This is a genomic window from Methylobacillus rhizosphaerae, assembly GCF_900187985.1.
Taxonomy (GTDB): Bacteria; Pseudomonadota; Gammaproteobacteria; order Burkholderiales; family Methylophilaceae; genus Methylobacillus; species Methylobacillus rhizosphaerae.
Genome location: NZ_FZOA01000003.1, coordinates 92,871 through 108,400, shown reverse-complemented (window position 1 = coordinate 108,400; position 15,530 = coordinate 92,871). Strand labels below are relative to the sequence as shown.

The following is a 15,530-nucleotide window of genomic DNA, read 5'->3' as shown; positions in this document are numbered from 1 at the left end:
CTATTCCTTAGCGTTGGACAAAGGTGTTGTCAGTGAAAATGGTTCATCTGGCGTAGACAGCGGCCGCATCGGTTGCCGGGCTTGACCAGGGCCTCCATCCGGCTCATGGACTGAATGCGGGACGGGCAGGCGCATCAGGTGCAGAAGATAGCCAATGCCGACACCGAACACGAACAGATAGACCACGACAAATAATGCCAGTGATGCTGCCAGTGAGGCAATGTCATGGTTGGACACTGCATCTGCGGTACGCATGATGCCATAAACTACCCAAGGTTGCCGCCCGACTTCTGTTGTAAACCAGCCAGCAAGGATGGCAATGACGCCAGTGGGGCCCATACAGAGCGCGAATCGCAGGAATCCCTTGTGGGAAAACAGGAGTTGCTGGTAACGCAGCCACAAACTCCATATGCCGAGCGCAATCATCAGCAGGCCCAAACCTACCATGATGCGGAATGACCAGAAAATGATACTGGCATTCGGGCGATCTTCGGCAGGAAAATCCTTGAGCGCCGGAATCTGCCCATCCCAGGTGTGTGTGAGTATCAGGCTGCCGAGATGAGGAACACCAACAGAAAAGTGTGTTTTTTCCTCTTTCATGTCCGGCAAGCCGAATAACAACAAGGGAACAGCCTTACCATCGTGGTTCTGCCAGTGGCCTTCAATGGCTGCAATCTTCGCAGGCTGGTGCTTGAGGGTGTTGAGGCCATGGAAATCCCCAATGACGGCTTGAATCGGTGCCACGATGAGCAGCATCCACATTGCCATTGAGAGCATGGTGCGCACCCCGATACTATTCTGCTTGCGCAGCAGATGCCAGGCTCCAGCTGCGCCGACCATGAGCGCCGTGGCGAGGAATGCCGCCACGCTCATATGCAGTAGGCGGTACGGGAAGGAAGGATTGAAAATAATCTGCCACCAGTCCGTGGGCACGGCGACACCATTGGCAATTTCAAATCCTTGCGGTGTCTGCATCCAGCTGTTGGAGGCCAGGATCCATGTGGCGGAGATCAGGGTGCCCAGCGCGACCATGGCCGTGGAAAGCAAATGCAGGCCAGGCCCAACACGACTCCAGCCAAACATCATGACGCCAAGGAAGCCGGCTTCCAGGAAAAATGCAGTTAATACCTCATACGTCAGCAATGGGCCGGTAATGCTGCCGGAAAATGTGGAAAACCCGCTCCAGTTGGTGCCAAACTGATAGGCCATGACCAGGCCGGAAACCACCCCCATGCCAAAATTGACACCAAATATCTTGAGCCAGTAGTGGTAAAGGTCCTTGTAAACATCCTTGCTGGTTTTCAGCCACAGGGCTTCCAGCACAAACAGATAGCTGGCAAGACCAATGGTGATGGAGGGGAAAATAATGTGGAACGAAACCGTGAATGCGAACTGGATACGTGCGAGGTCAAGTGCAGAAAAATCAGGCATGGTAGTGTTCAGGCTCCTTGATTATCTACCGTACAGGCAAATCATGAGAGCATGGGATTGCCTGAATTCAATACCCCTAGCTTACTGGGTAATGCCAGCGTTAAATAGATACAGGTTTAAGGATAAATACCATCACAGATTGCGTGTGATGCCATGCGCCTGATTCAGGCAGAGAATTTTGCTGCTTGTGCTTCTATGGTTTCAATCGCCAGATCAAAATCCATGGATTTGTCGAAAAAGTGTTCCACCCCCAGGGTGCGTGCCATCTGTCGGTATTGCGGATAGGTATGATTGGTCAGGATAAAATAGGCCGGGCGTGAAAAAGGATAGCTATCCTGCTGGGTCGCCTTGATAACCTCAAAACCATTGCCTTGTGCAAGTTCGATATCAACCAGCAACAGATCGAAGGGCTGCTGGTATAGTTGATGAATCGCCTCATCCTGGCTCAGCGCAACACCTGTAAACGTCAGGTCCGGACAGTCGGAAAGAATGTTCATGATAGCGTCCCGCAGCAGCATGGAGTCTTCTACCAGAAGTACTTTCATTTTTCGCAGATATTGCTCCACATCCGGGAGGCTTTGTTTCATGATGGTTCCCATAACCAGCTTCACGTCATCTTATCCAGGTGTTTTGCTTTTCACTATCCGCAAGATTCCTACAAATTCTGATACCCACCGGAATGATGGCCTTTATGCAATCAACTGATTCTTGATGGCGTAATACGTCAGGTCTGCATTGGTCTTCAGGCTCATTTTCTCCATGATGCGAGTGCGATAGGTACTGACTGTTTTGACGCTGATACATAATTCCTTGCCAATTTCCGTGGCACTCAGGCCGCTGGCCAGTTTAAAGAACACCTGAAACTCACGGTCAGACAGGGTTTCATGCAGTAGTTTCTCGGAAGGATGGCTCAATTCGTTGGTCATGAGCTCTGCCAGCTCGGATGAAATATAGCGCTTACCGTTTGCGATGGTGCGGATGGCCTTGATGATCTCCTCGGAATCTGCATCTTTCGAGAGATAACCCTTGCAGCCACTGCGCATGAGGTTTAGCGCATACTGTTCTTCCCCGTAGCCGCTCAGAATCAGCACGGGTACATCCGGGGAGACATGGCGCAAATCATGCAGGGTATCGACACCGTTTTTATCCGGCATCGCAATATCCATAACAATCGCATCATACTGGTTTTGCCTGACCAATTTGATGGCTTCCAGCCCTGTAGCTGCTTCTCCTGTCACCTGCATGTCCGGTTCGAGCTCAATCAGGTTGCGCAAGCCATCGCGCACAATTTTGTGGTCATCAACAAGCAGAATATTCTTCATAAATACTGGTGGCTCTTCAAATAAAGGATGTGACAAGGATTGATACTAAAGTGGCAGGTCCTGATCTTCAAGTTTTTATCTGCAGTGCCTTGACACATTTCTGGGACGGGCAGGACAAATAATAGGTGTTCACGATATGGATTACACTGTAGGCTATCGTTACTTTACTGATGAGTGGAAGGCTGCTGAATTCCTTGTCAGAAAAGACTGACATCATGATTGAGGAGTAATGGACATAAAAGCATTTGGCAATATATTGGCCCGTTGGGGTGACAAGCTGGTCAAGCGCCTGGGTGGGCGCGTTCTGGCGATTCTGCTTGCGGCCATGGTGCTGGCACTGATCGCGGTATTCATCACGGACGCCTGGATCGTGGAAATAGAGAAGCAGAGCGCGCAAATCAGCCAGGTGCAGCGCAATATCATGGTATTGCAGCAATTGCGTACCAGTCTCAACCAGGCCGAAAGCGCACAGCGTGGCTATCTCCTGAACCACAAAAATGAACTGGTTTCCGCATTTGACCAGGCGATTGACGCATCTCGCCGGTACATCCAGAAAGTGGAAGGTTTGCTGACCAGTCAAACTGATTTCATGCAGGACAAGCAGGAGCAGAGCTGGTTGATCGCGCTCAGCTCCAGCCTGGAAGCCAGGAATGCTGAAATGAAGCTGGCAATTTCGCTAGTGCAGACAGGCAAGGAAGAAGAGGCATTGCAAGTCGTCAAGCTGGATCATGGTGCGGCAGAAATGGCCAAATTCATGCAGTACACGCAAACATTGATCGACCAGCAAAGCCAGGCACAGACAAAACTGATGCAGAAGCGCGAGAAAACAATCGTGATTACCCGCAGTGCGGTGATCGGCTCTACGCTGTTGTTGTTACTGCTTGTGATCATGGTCATCCGCCAGCTGGTACAGGAAATGAATCATCGTGACCAGCTGCGTCAGCAGCTTGCCAGGGATTGCGAAACCTATGAAGAGCGTATGCGCGAAAACTCCTATATGATGAAAACACTGGCTTTGGACTACCAGTCTGATGTGGAACGTGCACGGCAGAAACTGGCACGTGAACTGCATGACGAGTTGGGCTCCATCCTGACGGCCACCAAGATGGATATTGCCTGGACAATACGCCGGGTCAAGGACAGGGAACCGGAGCTGGTGGACAAGCTGGACAAAACCATGGGTTACCTGAAACGAGGCATAGAGTTCAAGCGGCAGGTCGTGCATAACCTGCATCCTTCCATCATCAGCACCATCGGTTTTTGGCCTGCACTCAGGTCACTGGTGGAAGATATGGCGGAACGTAATGAGTGGACGCTGGATCTTATTCTCCCGGACGAAACGGTTGAGCTGCAGGAAACCGTGAGCCTGATTGTGTACCGCGTGGTACAGGAAACGCTCAACAACGCGAGCAAGTACGCCCAGGCAACAGAAGTCTCGGTACACCTGGTGGATTCACTGGATCATCTTAAACTGGAAATTGATGATAACGGCATCGGGACTGACCTGGATAAGAAAACATCCACCACCCATGGACTTTCCGGTATCCGCAGCCGCATCATGGCGTTGGGCGGTAGTGTGGATATCACGAGCGCACCTGACCAGGGCTTCAGTCTGATGGTCATTATTCCTACCAGGCTGGGCAGTGCCTAGAAGCGTAGGAATAGGGAAGTAGACAGCACGTGGTGCATGCGGTCAAAGGTATGGCCGCGTATAAACTGGTTTACATAGCCGATTTCCAGCCTGGCATGTGATGTGGCCTGCCAGGCAACGCCCGCAAAGGCGCGGTTCTGGTCAAAACCGCTCAATGCGCCCCAGTCAGTGCTGCGGGTGTTGATGAATAGTTCATTCCATAACAGCCAGCTCAAGGATTCAGCGCCTTCCACTTTCTTGATCACGCGTACCAGCTGGCGCAGACGGTGGCCTGTATCACTCCCGGTATCAAGATGACGCTGTTCCAGACGCGTGCGGCTGGTCAGGACGATCCCGCTGGAAGTGGCGGGAAAGGTATACATGAATTGTTGCCACCAACGTTGTTCATGGTTTTCCCCCTGTTCCGACTGTGTCCTGATATCGGCATAACCCAGCCAGATACTGGCACGATCTGAAACCCGGTAATTCAGTGCCGGACGGATGATGACCTGGTCATTTTCCCGGCCTTCCTCTTTCCAGCGTGGCTGAAATTCGGCATACCAGCCCAGTCGGTTCTGTTCGGACAAGATGCCTTCCATGGTGAAATTGAGCCATACCCTGCCATCTTCCTCAATCTCCGCCCAGGCATACGGCTGCACGCCCAGAGTGGCAATCACGAGAAAAAGACTAACAAATCTGGAGAGAGGCTGCATCGTGGTTCTAACTGTCTGGAATGGTTGAAATCATGGGCTTGAGCACCCCGCAGGGTTCCGACTGTACCTGAATGGCTATGAAAAGGCGACCTTCAAGGCATGTCAGTGGATTCTGACACTATTTCCAGTGGGCAACTGATGGCCGTTGCATTGAGGCGATAATAACATATTAGCGTACACAATAATAAGTAGGAGGGCAGTATGCGTTACCCATTCAAGATCAACACCCTGATCATTGCCATTCCACTGACATGCATGCTAGCAGCTGGCAGCGCCTGGGCAGTGACCATGTCGGAGGAGATCAACCAGAGCCCTGAGGTTAAGCAGTTCCGTGAGCTGGATATCAACAATGACGGAGTATTGAATTTTTCGGAGGCCAGCAAGGACAGCTTTTATACCAAAGAACGATTCACTGCCGCCGACAAGAACAAGGATGCCAAGCTGAACCAGCAGGAATACAGTGATTACAAAATAGCCCAGCAGAAAAAGGAAGTCGGACGTCTCGTGGATGACAGTACGATTACTGCCAAGGTAAAAGCCGGTATCGTAAAAGAAGAAGGCCTGAAAGGGCTGCATGTCAGTGTGGAAACATACAAAGGCATAGTGCAGCTGAGCGGCTTTGTGGATTCCAGCGCCCAGGTCAGCAAGGCCGGTGCCATTGCCAAGGCAGTGGAGGGCGTCAAGTCAGTCAAGAACAGCCTGATCGTCAAATAAGTGTCTGCGGCTGCAAGGCCGCAATGACAGATCTTCGCCACCCCGGACTTGATCCGGGGTTTTGCTGTGCGCTTTCTCTAACTAGATTCCTGACATCGGTGCATTAATGTCTGAATGTATCGCGATGGGCTGGCTGGATGGAGTTGCCACCACTCTGGTCGACAAAAATCAACTCGCTGGTATTAAAGCCCCAGGCTTGAGCCCGGGCAATCAGTTCCGCCTTGATGGGGAAGGATAGTGTCGGTGTGCGCGAGAGTATCCAGAGATAATCGCGATCAGGGCCTGCGACCATGGCAAAATTGTAGTTGACCTGGTCAAGAGCGATGATGTTGTAAGCACCGTAAAAAGGCCCGAAAAAAGAAACTTTCAGCTTGCCGGTATCAGGGCCGTTGACCAAATAGGCCTTGCCTTCAGCTTCTTTCCATTCCTGTTTCTTCGTGTCATAGCCCCGATTGATTACTTTCAGCCCGCCATCCTCGCGCAAGCTGTAGGTGGCAGTCACCTGCTGCAATCCCCGTTCAAACGAATGATCCAGGCGTGCGATCTCATACCAGTTACCCAGATATTGATCCGGCTTGAACCCAGTGACAGGCTGCAGCCCTGTGGGGGTGGCAGTGCCAGTACAGGCCAGCAGGCAGCATACGGACAAAAACCAGCACACACGTTTCATGAGCAGCATGGTGATCTCTTTATGACGAATTGCCTTGATTCTTAGGCAGATGTTGTTGAATGAAACGATCCAGCGCTGCGGCAAACGCCTGGCGATCCGACTGGCTGAACGAAGCCGGGCCTCCCAGTTCCACACCGCTATTGCGCAGATCTTCCATGAAGTGGCGCATAGCCAACCGCTCGCCTATGCTGCCTTTATCGTACATCTCGCCGCGCGGGTTCAGGGCATGCCCACCCTTGGCAATCACTTCTGCTGCCAATGGAATATCTGCCGTAATGACCAGGTCGCCAGCTTCCAGTTTCTGCACGATTTCCTTGTCGGTAACATCGAATCCTCCCGGTACCTGCAAGGCGCGGATATGCGGGGAGGGCGGTACACGCAGCAGTTTATTGGCAACCAGCGTCACCATGATGCCAGTACGTTCCGCAGCCCGAAACAGGATTTCCTTGACGACAACAGGGCAGGCATCAGCATCAACCCAGATTTGCACCATATGTGATTGTTCCTTTGAATCAGTCGGCATGTTCGTTCAATACTTGCAGAAAATCTGCGCCATAACGTGCGAGTTTTGCCTCGCCAATGCCGCTGATACGCCCCATTGCCTGCAGGTCTTGCGGTTTCTGGTGGAGAATTTCCAGTAATGTGCTGTCGTGGAAAATGACATAAGGCGGCACCTCTTGTTCCCTGGCAAGCTCCAGCCGCCTGGCTTTGAGTGCAAGCCAGAGCGGATCATCCTGGACTTCCTTGTAGGCCTCGCGTGTCTGGCTGGCACGTTCTGCCTTGCTGCTTCGCGTATCCGGTGGGTCGCTGCGCAACCATATCTCAGCTTCGCCGCGCAGCAAAGGACGTGCTGCTTCCGTCAGCCGCAGGCCGCCATAACCTTCCATATCCGTTGCCAGCAGGCCCGCAGCCACAAGCTGGCGGAGCACGCTGCTCCATTGTGCCTGGTTCAGCGATTTGCCAATGCCGAAAGTAGACAGGGAATGATGGTTGAAACGCTTGATCTGCTCAGTGCTTTTACCCAGCAGGATATCGATCAGGTGACCGGCACCAAAACGCTGTCCACTGCGGTAGACACATGAAAGCGCCATGCGGGCAGCTTCAGTACCGTTCCAGGTATTGACGGGGTTGAGGCAGTTATCGCACTGGCCACAACTCCCCGCATGTTGCTCGCCAAAATAGCGCAGGATGGATTGGTGGCGGCAATGGGTGGATTCACAATAGCCGAGCAGGGCATCCAGCTTCTGGCGTTCCAGGCGCTTGCGCTCTTCCGGCGTATCACTGCCGCTCAGCAGCTGACGCATATTCACCACATCACCCAGGCCGTAGACCATCCAGGCATTGGCATCCAGGCCATCGCGTCCGGCGCGGCCGGTTTCCTGATAATAACCTTCCATACTCTTGGGCAGGTCCAGGTGCGCGACAAACCGTACATTGGGTTTATCTATGCCCATGCCGAACGCCACGGTCGCTACCATGATGATGCCTTCCTCGCGCAGAAAACGCTGCTGGTTGGCCTGGCGTATGCCAGCATCCAGTCCGGCATGGTAGGGCAAGGCATTCCAGCCTTGCTCTTTCAACCAGAGGGCGGTTTCTTCCACCTTGCGCCGCGACAGGCAATAGACAATACCGGCATCGTGCGGGTGCTCGGACGCAAGAAAGGCAAGCAGCTGCTGACGCGCATTGTTCTTCAACGTTACGCGATAGCGGATATTCGGGCGGTCAAAGCTGGAAATGAATTGCTCTGCACTGTCCAGGCCCAGTCGCTCGACGATCTCATGACGGGTCGGCGCATCTGCCGTGGCAGTCAGGGCAATGCGCGGCACATCGGGAAACACTTCATGCAGCACGGTGAGCTGGCGGTATTCCGGGCGGAAATCGTGTCCCCATTGTGAAACGCAATGTGCTTCGTCAATGGCAAACAGGGCAATGCCGAAGCGCTGCTGAATCTCATGCAGCGTACTGAGAAAATTGGGGGCGACCAGCCGTTCTGGCGCCACATACAGGATATCCAGCTCGCCACGCATCAGGGTCTGGTAAGTGGCACGTGCGGTATCCGCATCCAGGCTGGAATTGATGAAGGCGGCACGCACGCCCAGCTGGCGCAGTGCATCCACCTGATCCTGCATCAAGGCAATCAGGGGAGAAACCACGATGCCCACACCCTGTCTCAGCAGGGCGGGAATCTGGTAGCACAGGGATTTTCCGCCGCCCGTGGGCATCAGCACCAGCGCATCACCGCCACTGGCAACATGATGGACGATGGATTCCTGCGGTCCGCGGAAAGTGCTGTAGCCGAAGGTTTGCTCCAGCAACTGCTGAGCGGCGGTTTGCGCCTGCATAATGGTCAGGCTCTAGCGGCGACCTCGATTGGGGCGCTGGCCCGGATTGGCGTGATACTGGCGTTTGGGTGGTTGCGGCGGAACAAACAGACCCACTTGTGGCATGGCCTGGTGACGCGCAGCTTCCGACATGAACTTTTCCGGATTTTTCTTGGCCTGGTTCTTCTGTCCCTGAGACTTGTTCTGTTGTCCCTGTTGAGTGTGCTGCTGGCCTTGACCGCGTTGAGTGTTGCCATTGCCGTGATGTGGCTTGTTGCGACGGCCTTGATGTTCATGGCGAGGCTTGGCTACATTGCCATTTGTCTCATCCTGAGCACGTCGCTCCTGTGGAGGCCGTTGACGGCGTTGCTGGTTGGAAGCTGGCTGTTTTGGCTGGGCAGGGCGGCTTTCATTGGAAGGCTGTTTTTCGCTAGGGACAAAATCGCCAGGTACTTCCAGGCGCGGAATCTCGCGCTTGATCAGGCGCTCAATCCCCTTGAGCAGCTTGACTTCCTCCTCATCCACCAGCGATACCGCAGCACCAGCACATCCGGCGCGGCCAGTACGACCGATACGGTGCACATAGTCTTCCGGCACATTGGGCAGCTCGAAGTTCACGACCTGTGGCAGCTGGTCGATATCCAGGCCGCGGGCGGCAATATCGGTGGCAACCAGTACAGGCAACGTGCCATCCTTGAATTCCGCCAGCGCCTTGGTACGGGCAGATTGGCTCTTGTTGCCATGGATAGCGGCTGCGGCAATGCCATCCTTGCTGAGTTTTTCTGCCAGCCTGTTTGCACCATGCTTGGTGCGTGTGAAAATCAATACCTGCTTCCAGCCATGTTCACGAATCAGGTGCGCCATCAGCTCGCGTTTATGGGATTTGCCAACCAGGTGCACGGATTGCTCGACCAGTTCGGACGCCGTATTGCGGCGGGCGACTTCCACAAAGCCAGGGTTATGCAGTAGTCCATCCGCTAGCTCCTTGATTTCATCGGAGAAGGTCGCGGAGAACAACAGGTTCTGGCGTTTCTGCGGCAGCAAGGCCAATATCCGCTTGATATCGCGGATGAAACCCATGTCCAGCATGCGGTCTGCCTCATCCAGCACCAGGATTTCGATGGCAGAAAGGTCAACAGTATTCTGTGATGCGTGATCCAGCAAGCGACCTGGAGTAGCCACCAGGATATCCAATGGTTTTTTCAGGCGCGCAACTTGCGGGTTGAGGCCAACACCGCCGAACATCACGGCGGATGTAAGTTGAAGGTGTTTGCCATAGGTTTGCACGGATTCTTCCACCTGCGCGGCCAGTTCACGCGTCGGCGTGAGGATCAGGCAGCGTGGCTGACCGGCTTTGGCCTTGAGTGGGTTGGAGTGCAGCAGATGCAGCAGCGGCAGGGTAAAACCGGCGGTTTTGCCTGTGCCGGTTTGCGCACCAGCCAGCAGGTCACCACCGGTCAAGACCAGTGGAATCGCCTGTGCCTGGATAGGTGTGGGGTTGGTATAGCCGCTATCAGCAATTGCACGCAGGATAGGCTCTGCCAGGCCGAGATCGGAAAATTGTATGTTGGAAAGCGCAAGGCTCATGTCAGAAGACAAGCTGGAACTCCATATATTCAAGGGTGTTTTGTCGGCCTGTTACAATGACATAACTCCAATCGAGGCTGACAGCAAGTAAAGTATCTTTTAGATTCAAGACCGCTGCGCAGATTGGATGAAGCGCAGGGAATGCAATTATACGGCAAAACTGCCATTTCTTGGCAATGCTTGCGTAAGTTGATGAACAAGCCAAGGACATTGATAACGGACAGGTTGGACGACACACCTGCTGGTATTATGATGTCACCTTGTTCGGGGCAGGGGCTTGTCACATCCTATGTGGAAAAGCACGCTGTCTGCCACCATTTTCCTTGATGATATCGCGATATGTCCGACATCCTGAAAACTGCCACTGAATGGTACATCCGCCTGCACGACCCTGCCGTGACAGAGCAGGACAGACAGGAGCTGCAACGCTGGCTGGAAGCATCAAGCCAGCACCGCAATGCCTGGCATGCCATTGAACAAGTGGATATATCATTCTCTGGCCTTAACCCCGAACTCGGGCAGGCCGTGTTATTAAAACGTGCTCAGCGCGCCAGCCGCCGCCAGGTACTTAAGAAACTGGGCGTAGTAGCATTGATCGGTGGCACTGGCGCCATGATGTATCGCGAGCAGCCATGGCAGGGCATGCTGGCCGACTACACCACAGGCAAGGGCGAACAGCGTAGCTGGACCATGCCGGATGACACCATCATCGTGCTCAACACCGGTACCGCCATTGATACCATCTATAACGACACGCAACGCATCGTGGTGCTGATCAAGGGTGAGATCATGGTGCAAACCGGGCATCCGGCAGGCATCTCCGCGCCATTCCAGGTCAAGACCCGTCACGGCATGATCACCGCCATGGGCACGCGCTTCAGCGTCCGCGACCATGGCAGCCATATCAGCGTCAATGTATTCGAACATGCCGTCAGCCTGGCGCCAGCCCATGGCGGCGAAGAGCTGATACAGGCCAACCAGACTGCCAGGTTTGACGCGGATCATGTCACTGATATCAAGCCTCTGCCGCTTGGGGCCGATCTCTGGGTCAAAGGCATCCTCAGCGCCAACGACATGTCATTACAGGATTTTCTGACCGAGCTTGGCCGCTATCACAGCGGCGTATTACGCTGCGACCCCGCCATTGCAGACCTCAAAGTATCAGGCGCTTTCCCGGTCAATGACCTCGATGCCATCTTGTCCAGCCTGCAGGATACCTACCGGCTGCGCCTTGAATTCTTTACCCGCTACTGGGTGACATTGAGGCCAGCATAAAAATGGCAGTGATATAAACACATAACAAACAATAACTTGAGAGGTAAATATAAAAAAACTGAAATTTTTTTATACCTTTCAGCCACTTCAATTGGCGTATCCAGCATAAAACATAAACTCAAGGGAGAGATTCATGGCTGGGAACGTTGCATCCATTTGCAAAAACACCGGGGAGCGTCATAGCAGAAAACCCATCAGCGCACTGCTGATGCTACTGTTTTCCACAGCAACATTGCCGCTTGCTGCAGAACCACTGAACACAAGTATCCCCACGCAAACCTATAACATCCCGCCAGGCGATCTCGATCAGGCATTGACCCTGTATGCAGGCAATGCCGGTGTATTACTGTCATTTGATTCAGGGCTGACCCTGCAGAAAAAAACCACAGGCCTCAAAGGCAACTATGGCGTCATGCAAGGCTTTAGCGAACTGCTGAAAGGCACTGGCCTGGAAATAGTGCAAGGAGAGGGCGGGCGTTATCAGCTGCAACGTGCAACAGTACAGGAACATGACAAGCTTCCCGGTGAGCAGTCCAATCTAAAATTTAAAGTGGACTCTGTTGAAGTAAGGGCCAAACGCTTCTATGAGGTAGGGCCCTTACCTGGATTGGGACTGACCAAAGAAGAAATTCCGGGCAATGTACAAAGCCTGACTGCAAAAGAAATCAAGGAAGCACAATCTTTAAGTCTGACTGACCTGCTGAACTCCAAATTTCAATCGGTCACTGTTAATGATTACCAGAGCAACCCATTTCAGATGGATTTGCAATATCGGGGGTTTGCAGCTTCTCCTCAGTTAGGTACTGCACAAGGGATATCAGTGTTCCTTGATGGCATTCGTGTCAATGAACCATTCGGCGATGTCGTCAACTGGGACATGTTACCTATGAATGCCTTGTCGAGCCTGGATTTAGTGCCTGGATCAAATCCTATTTATGGGTTGGGTACGCTGGGTGGTGCATTAACGATGAAGACAAAGAGTGGCTTTGATAACCCTGGCGTCGATGCCCAGGTACTGACAGGGTCATTCGGGCGTAAACAGCTGCAAGCTTCAGCTGGCTGGAACAATGGGGTAGTTGCCGGATTTCTAGCAGGTAATTTCTTCCTGGAAGATGGTTGGCGCGATGACTCTCCAAGCCGGGTTAATCAGGTCTTTGGTAAGGCTGAATGGCAAAGTGAACGTGCCCGGCTTGGACTATCTGTGCTGTATGCCGGCAACAAGCTGACAGGCAATGGCCTGCTACCCCAACAGATGGTCGACCAGAACCCCAAGCAGGTCTACACATCTCCTGATGAGAGCAGGAACAATCTGTTGCAATTTCAATTATCAGGTATCTGGGATGTAACCGACACCTTCAATATCACTGGACAAATATATAACCGTAAGAGCAAGCGCAAATCCAGTACGTCGGATATCAATGAGAATTTCGGTGGCACAGATGGGCGCCCTAATAGGGCAACTACCAAAGACCCTAACCAGCAATTGCTGTATGGCTATCCAGATATTAATCGGGACGGGCGGCCAGACTACAACGACTACGCTTACAACGTTGCGGCAGATGCGTCAGGCCGAGCTCTGGATGTAAATGGAATTGCATATGGAGAACCCGGATTCGATATTAACAATCTGGCATATGGTACCAATTTCACCACTCAGGCAATTGCTCAGCAGGCGCAAGTGACCGCTGCAGACGGCTCGAGCACACAAGTATGGAATTGGACATACGATCCTCGTAAGGACTTCGACGATTTCACTCAACCCTCAACGATTGCTGGTGTATTTAATGCCCCAACGACCGTCGAATTCGAAAACATTGTGAAATATGCGATTGCCAACTATGGCACGTTAGTTTCTGAAGCCGATCCCACCCGCCTCAGCTCCAACACCACACATCCGGGGAGCGGTCAGACTAGTTACATATATGATGTGACAGGCTCCCAGGGACAGTCAGGTGTTATAGCCACTTATACGGATGATGCTGGCTTCTTTCATGACTATTGGGAGTTACTACTGCCAATTAATTACGGGAATGTCGCAAATGCCGTTGGTGCAGTCGGCGGCTTATCTTACATTCCAACTATTGGCCCATTAGTACTTGATGAAAATGGAAATTACAATGGAATCTTCCGTGACGGCAAGTATGGTGGAGGGGCAGGTTTACTTGACACTGGATACATAGAAGGTACGCCCACTGCGATTTTCAATGATACTCAGATTGATCAACTAGGCAAAGGAGCATCATTACAACTTAACTGGAACTTGGACGAGCACAAGTTCATGGTAGGCGCTTCCATCGACAAGGCAGATGCTACGTATGTCAGCAAACAGTACCTTGGTCTGCTGGATGCAAACCGCCATGGCTATGTCGCACCGGACTTGTTAGGCTGGGAATATTACGCCAATGCCCCAGAACGCGCACAAGGGTTAAATGATTTCAAGGGAGATGGCCTTACCAAAAGCGTTTATTTGAGCGAAACCTGGACGCCAACCAAGACACTCAGCATCACCGCATCAGCCCGTTACAACCGCACCTATGTAAACAACCAGTTGGCGGTATCAAAACTGTCATCATTTACCGACGTTAACACAATTCTCAACTACCTTCAGTTAGCGCAACTTTGTACAGACAATAATAGCGACGGCACCATTGATCCCAACACTGAATGTCCACATGGTCTTGATCACGCCATCCTGCCGTTCGATCCCAGCACTTTCCCCACAGATCCGTTCGGAAACAACATCGCAAACCTATTGGCTCCGGAAACAGAGCGCTTTAAATACCGTTCATTCAACCCATCTATCGGTTTCACCTGGCAGGCCCAAGAAGATTTGAATGTCTATGCCAGCGTGGGGCGTGGCGCCAGAACGCCTAGCGTCATTGAGCTAGGCTGTGCTTATGACCCTACTCCCATGTCGGATGGCCGCCCTCGTTCCATTGTCGAACAGCGAGTATGTAACCTGCCTGGCGGCATGTCAGGCGATCCCTATCTTAAGCAAGTCCGTTCCACCACTTTCGAAATGGGTGCACGCGGCAGATTATCAGAAAACATCGAGTGGAATGCTACTGCCTACCGCACAGACCTGACCGATGACATTTACTTTGTATCCATCAATGCATTTAGCAGTTATTTCCAGAATATTGGCGACACCCGTCGCCAAGGCCTGGAGCTAGGATTAAAGGGCAAATGGGGCAAGGCCAGTTGGGGTGTGAACTATGCCTTGACTGATGCCACCTTCCAATCCGTCATGCGCATGGCCAGCCCCCACAACAGCACAGCAGGCAATGTCTATGACATCAATAGCTTCACACAGCAAGGCACGTACCAGCAAATCACGGTACATCCAGGCGATCGTATGCCCGGTGTGCCTTTGCATAACTTGAATTTCAATTTCGGTTACGACATTACGGATAAATGGCGTATTGGCTTAACTGCCATCATGCACTCCGAAGCTTTCGTGCGCGGTAATGAAAACAACAAACATCGTGCAGGTGCTGCTCGTCCTATTGAAGGGCCATTCTGTACCGATCCTGTCAGTGGAGTCACAGGACAATGGTGTTCAGTTGAGCGAGCAGATTTTGGTTCTGGCAAAACAGCAGGTTATGCCGTGTTCAATCTGCGTACGACCTACAAGCTGGCACCGGAATGGACCTTGGGTCTGCAAATCAACAACTTGTTTGACAAGGAATATGCCAGTGCCGGGCGTCTCGGGCTCAATGCTTTTTCCCCATCCATTCGTGGGGCGATCGGGGCAAGTGGGTTCAATTACAACAGCGCAGATTGGCAAGGTAGCAGTTTCCTAGGTATAGGCGCGCCTAGAGCCGCGTGGGTTACCTTGAATTATGAATTCGATCCCAAGAGGTAACC

Annotated in this window: 12 protein-coding genes; 4 read left to right on the top strand and 8 right to left on the bottom strand. The window is 52.5% G+C overall.

Annotated elements, in window-relative coordinates; translation table 11 throughout:
* The 3 genes from CHB59_RS04245 to CHB59_RS04235 form a co-directional block, all read right to left on the bottom strand.
* Window positions 1-1,431 carry a cytochrome ubiquinol oxidase subunit I gene (locus CHB59_RS04245; RefSeq protein WP_089374993.1) on the bottom strand — a complete coding sequence of 477 codons (1,431 nt, stop codon included), beginning with the start codon at window positions 1,429-1,431 and terminating at the stop codon, window positions 1-3.
* Between the two features lie 164 nt (window positions 1,432-1,595).
* Window positions 1,596-2,018: a LytR/AlgR family response regulator transcription factor gene (locus CHB59_RS04240; protein WP_245835029.1), complete on the bottom strand. Its 423-nt coding sequence runs from the start codon at window positions 2,016-2,018 to the stop codon at window positions 1,596-1,598.
* Window positions 2,019-2,120: 102 nt separating this feature from the next.
* A complete protein-coding gene (locus CHB59_RS04235) occupies window positions 2,121-2,753 on the bottom strand; it encodes a response regulator (RefSeq protein ID WP_089375135.1) in 633 nt (210 codons plus the stop codon).
* Window positions 2,754-2,982: 229 nt separating this feature from the next.
* Between CHB59_RS04235 and CHB59_RS04230 the strand changes: the two genes are divergently transcribed.
* Window positions 2,983-4,404: a sensor histidine kinase gene (locus CHB59_RS04230; RefSeq protein WP_089374992.1), complete on the top strand. Its 1,422-nt coding sequence runs from the start codon at window positions 2,983-2,985 to the stop codon at window positions 4,402-4,404.
* Here the strand turns inward: CHB59_RS04230 and CHB59_RS04225 are convergent.
* The gene (locus CHB59_RS04225; RefSeq protein ID WP_089374991.1) at window positions 4,401-5,096 is read right to left on the bottom strand and encodes a DUF2490 domain-containing protein; all 696 of its coding nucleotides are present in this window, start codon (window positions 5,094-5,096) and stop codon (window positions 4,401-4,403) included. The genes CHB59_RS04230 and CHB59_RS04225 overlap by 4 nt on opposite strands.
* A gap of 201 nt (window positions 5,097-5,297) precedes the next feature.
* Between CHB59_RS04225 and CHB59_RS04220 the strand changes: the two genes are divergently transcribed.
* The gene (locus CHB59_RS04220) at window positions 5,298-5,810 is read left to right on the top strand and encodes a BON domain-containing protein (protein ID WP_089374990.1); all 513 of its coding nucleotides are present in this window, start codon (window positions 5,298-5,300) and stop codon (window positions 5,808-5,810) included.
* A 103-nt stretch (window positions 5,811-5,913) separates the two neighbouring features.
* Here the strand turns inward: CHB59_RS04220 and CHB59_RS04215 are convergent, their stop codons facing one another.
* The 4 genes from CHB59_RS04215 to CHB59_RS04200 are packed head-to-tail and all read right to left on the bottom strand — an operon-like array spanning window position 5,914 to window position 10,388.
* Window positions 5,914-6,480 (bottom strand): lipocalin family protein, encoded by a 567-nt coding sequence (locus CHB59_RS04215; protein ID WP_089375134.1) that lies wholly within the window; start codon window positions 6,478-6,480, stop codon window positions 5,914-5,916.
* Between the two features lie 19 nt (window positions 6,481-6,499).
* On the bottom strand, window positions 6,500-6,970 hold the full coding sequence (locus CHB59_RS04210) for a YaiI/YqxD family protein (RefSeq protein ID WP_089375133.1): 471 nt from the start codon (window positions 6,968-6,970) through the stop codon (window positions 6,500-6,502).
* Window positions 6,971-6,992: 22 nt separating this feature from the next.
* Window positions 6,993-8,822, bottom strand: a complete 1,830-nt coding sequence (gene recQ / locus CHB59_RS04205) for a DNA helicase RecQ (RefSeq protein WP_089374989.1) — start codon at window positions 8,820-8,822, stop codon at window positions 6,993-6,995.
* A 12-nt stretch (window positions 8,823-8,834) separates the two neighbouring features.
* Window positions 8,835-10,388 carry a DEAD/DEAH box helicase gene (locus CHB59_RS04200; protein ID WP_089374988.1) on the bottom strand — a complete coding sequence of 518 codons (1,554 nt, stop codon included), beginning with the start codon at window positions 10,386-10,388 and terminating at the stop codon, window positions 8,835-8,837.
* Between the two features lie 339 nt (window positions 10,389-10,727).
* Between CHB59_RS04200 and CHB59_RS04190 the strand changes: the two genes are divergently transcribed.
* Together CHB59_RS04190 and CHB59_RS04185 are read left to right on the top strand one after the other, a co-directional pair.
* Complete coding sequence (locus CHB59_RS04190) at window positions 10,728-11,663, top strand: FecR domain-containing protein (RefSeq protein ID WP_089374986.1); 936 nt, start codon at window positions 10,728-10,730, stop codon at window positions 11,661-11,663.
* 133 nt (window positions 11,664-11,796) lie between these two features.
* On the top strand, window positions 11,797-15,528 hold the full coding sequence (locus tag CHB59_RS04185) for a TonB-dependent receptor (protein ID WP_245835028.1): 3,732 nt from the start codon (window positions 11,797-11,799) through the stop codon (window positions 15,526-15,528).
* The last annotated feature ends 2 nt before the right edge of the window (window positions 15,529-15,530 follow it).

Bases quoted from the DNA above. Each gene is read 5' to 3' on its own strand.
- CHB59_RS04245 (WP_089374993.1), bottom strand. From the start codon at position 1,431: ATGCCTGATTTTTCTGCACTTGACCTCGCACGTATCCAGTTCGCATTC.
- CHB59_RS04240 (WP_245835029.1), bottom strand. From the start codon at position 2,018: ATGAAACAAAGCCTCCCGGATGTGGAGCAATATCTGCGAAAAATGAAA.
- CHB59_RS04235 (WP_089375135.1), bottom strand. From the start codon at position 2,753: ATGAAGAATATTCTGCTTGTTGATGACCACAAAATTGTGCGCGATGGC.
- CHB59_RS04230 (WP_089374992.1), top strand. From the start codon at position 2,983: ATGGACATAAAAGCATTTGGCAATATATTGGCCCGTTGGGGTGACAAG.
- CHB59_RS04225 (WP_089374991.1), bottom strand. From the start codon at position 5,096: ATGCAGCCTCTCTCCAGATTTGTTAGTCTTTTTCTCGTGATTGCCACT.
- CHB59_RS04220 (WP_089374990.1), top strand. From the start codon at position 5,298: ATGCGTTACCCATTCAAGATCAACACCCTGATCATTGCCATTCCACTG.
- CHB59_RS04215 (WP_089375134.1), bottom strand. From the start codon at position 6,480: ATGAAACGTGTGTGCTGGTTTTTGTCCGTATGCTGCCTGCTGGCCTGT.
- recQ (WP_089374989.1), bottom strand. From the start codon at position 8,822: ATGCAGGCGCAAACCGCCGCTCAGCAGTTGCTGGAGCAAACCTTCGGC.
- CHB59_RS04200 (WP_089374988.1), bottom strand. From the start codon at position 10,388: ATGAGCCTTGCGCTTTCCAACATACAATTTTCCGATCTCGGCCTGGCA.
- CHB59_RS04190 (WP_089374986.1), top strand. From the start codon at position 10,728: ATGTCCGACATCCTGAAAACTGCCACTGAATGGTACATCCGCCTGCAC.
- CHB59_RS04185 (WP_245835028.1), top strand. From the start codon at position 11,797: ATGGCTGGGAACGTTGCATCCATTTGCAAAAACACCGGGGAGCGTCAT.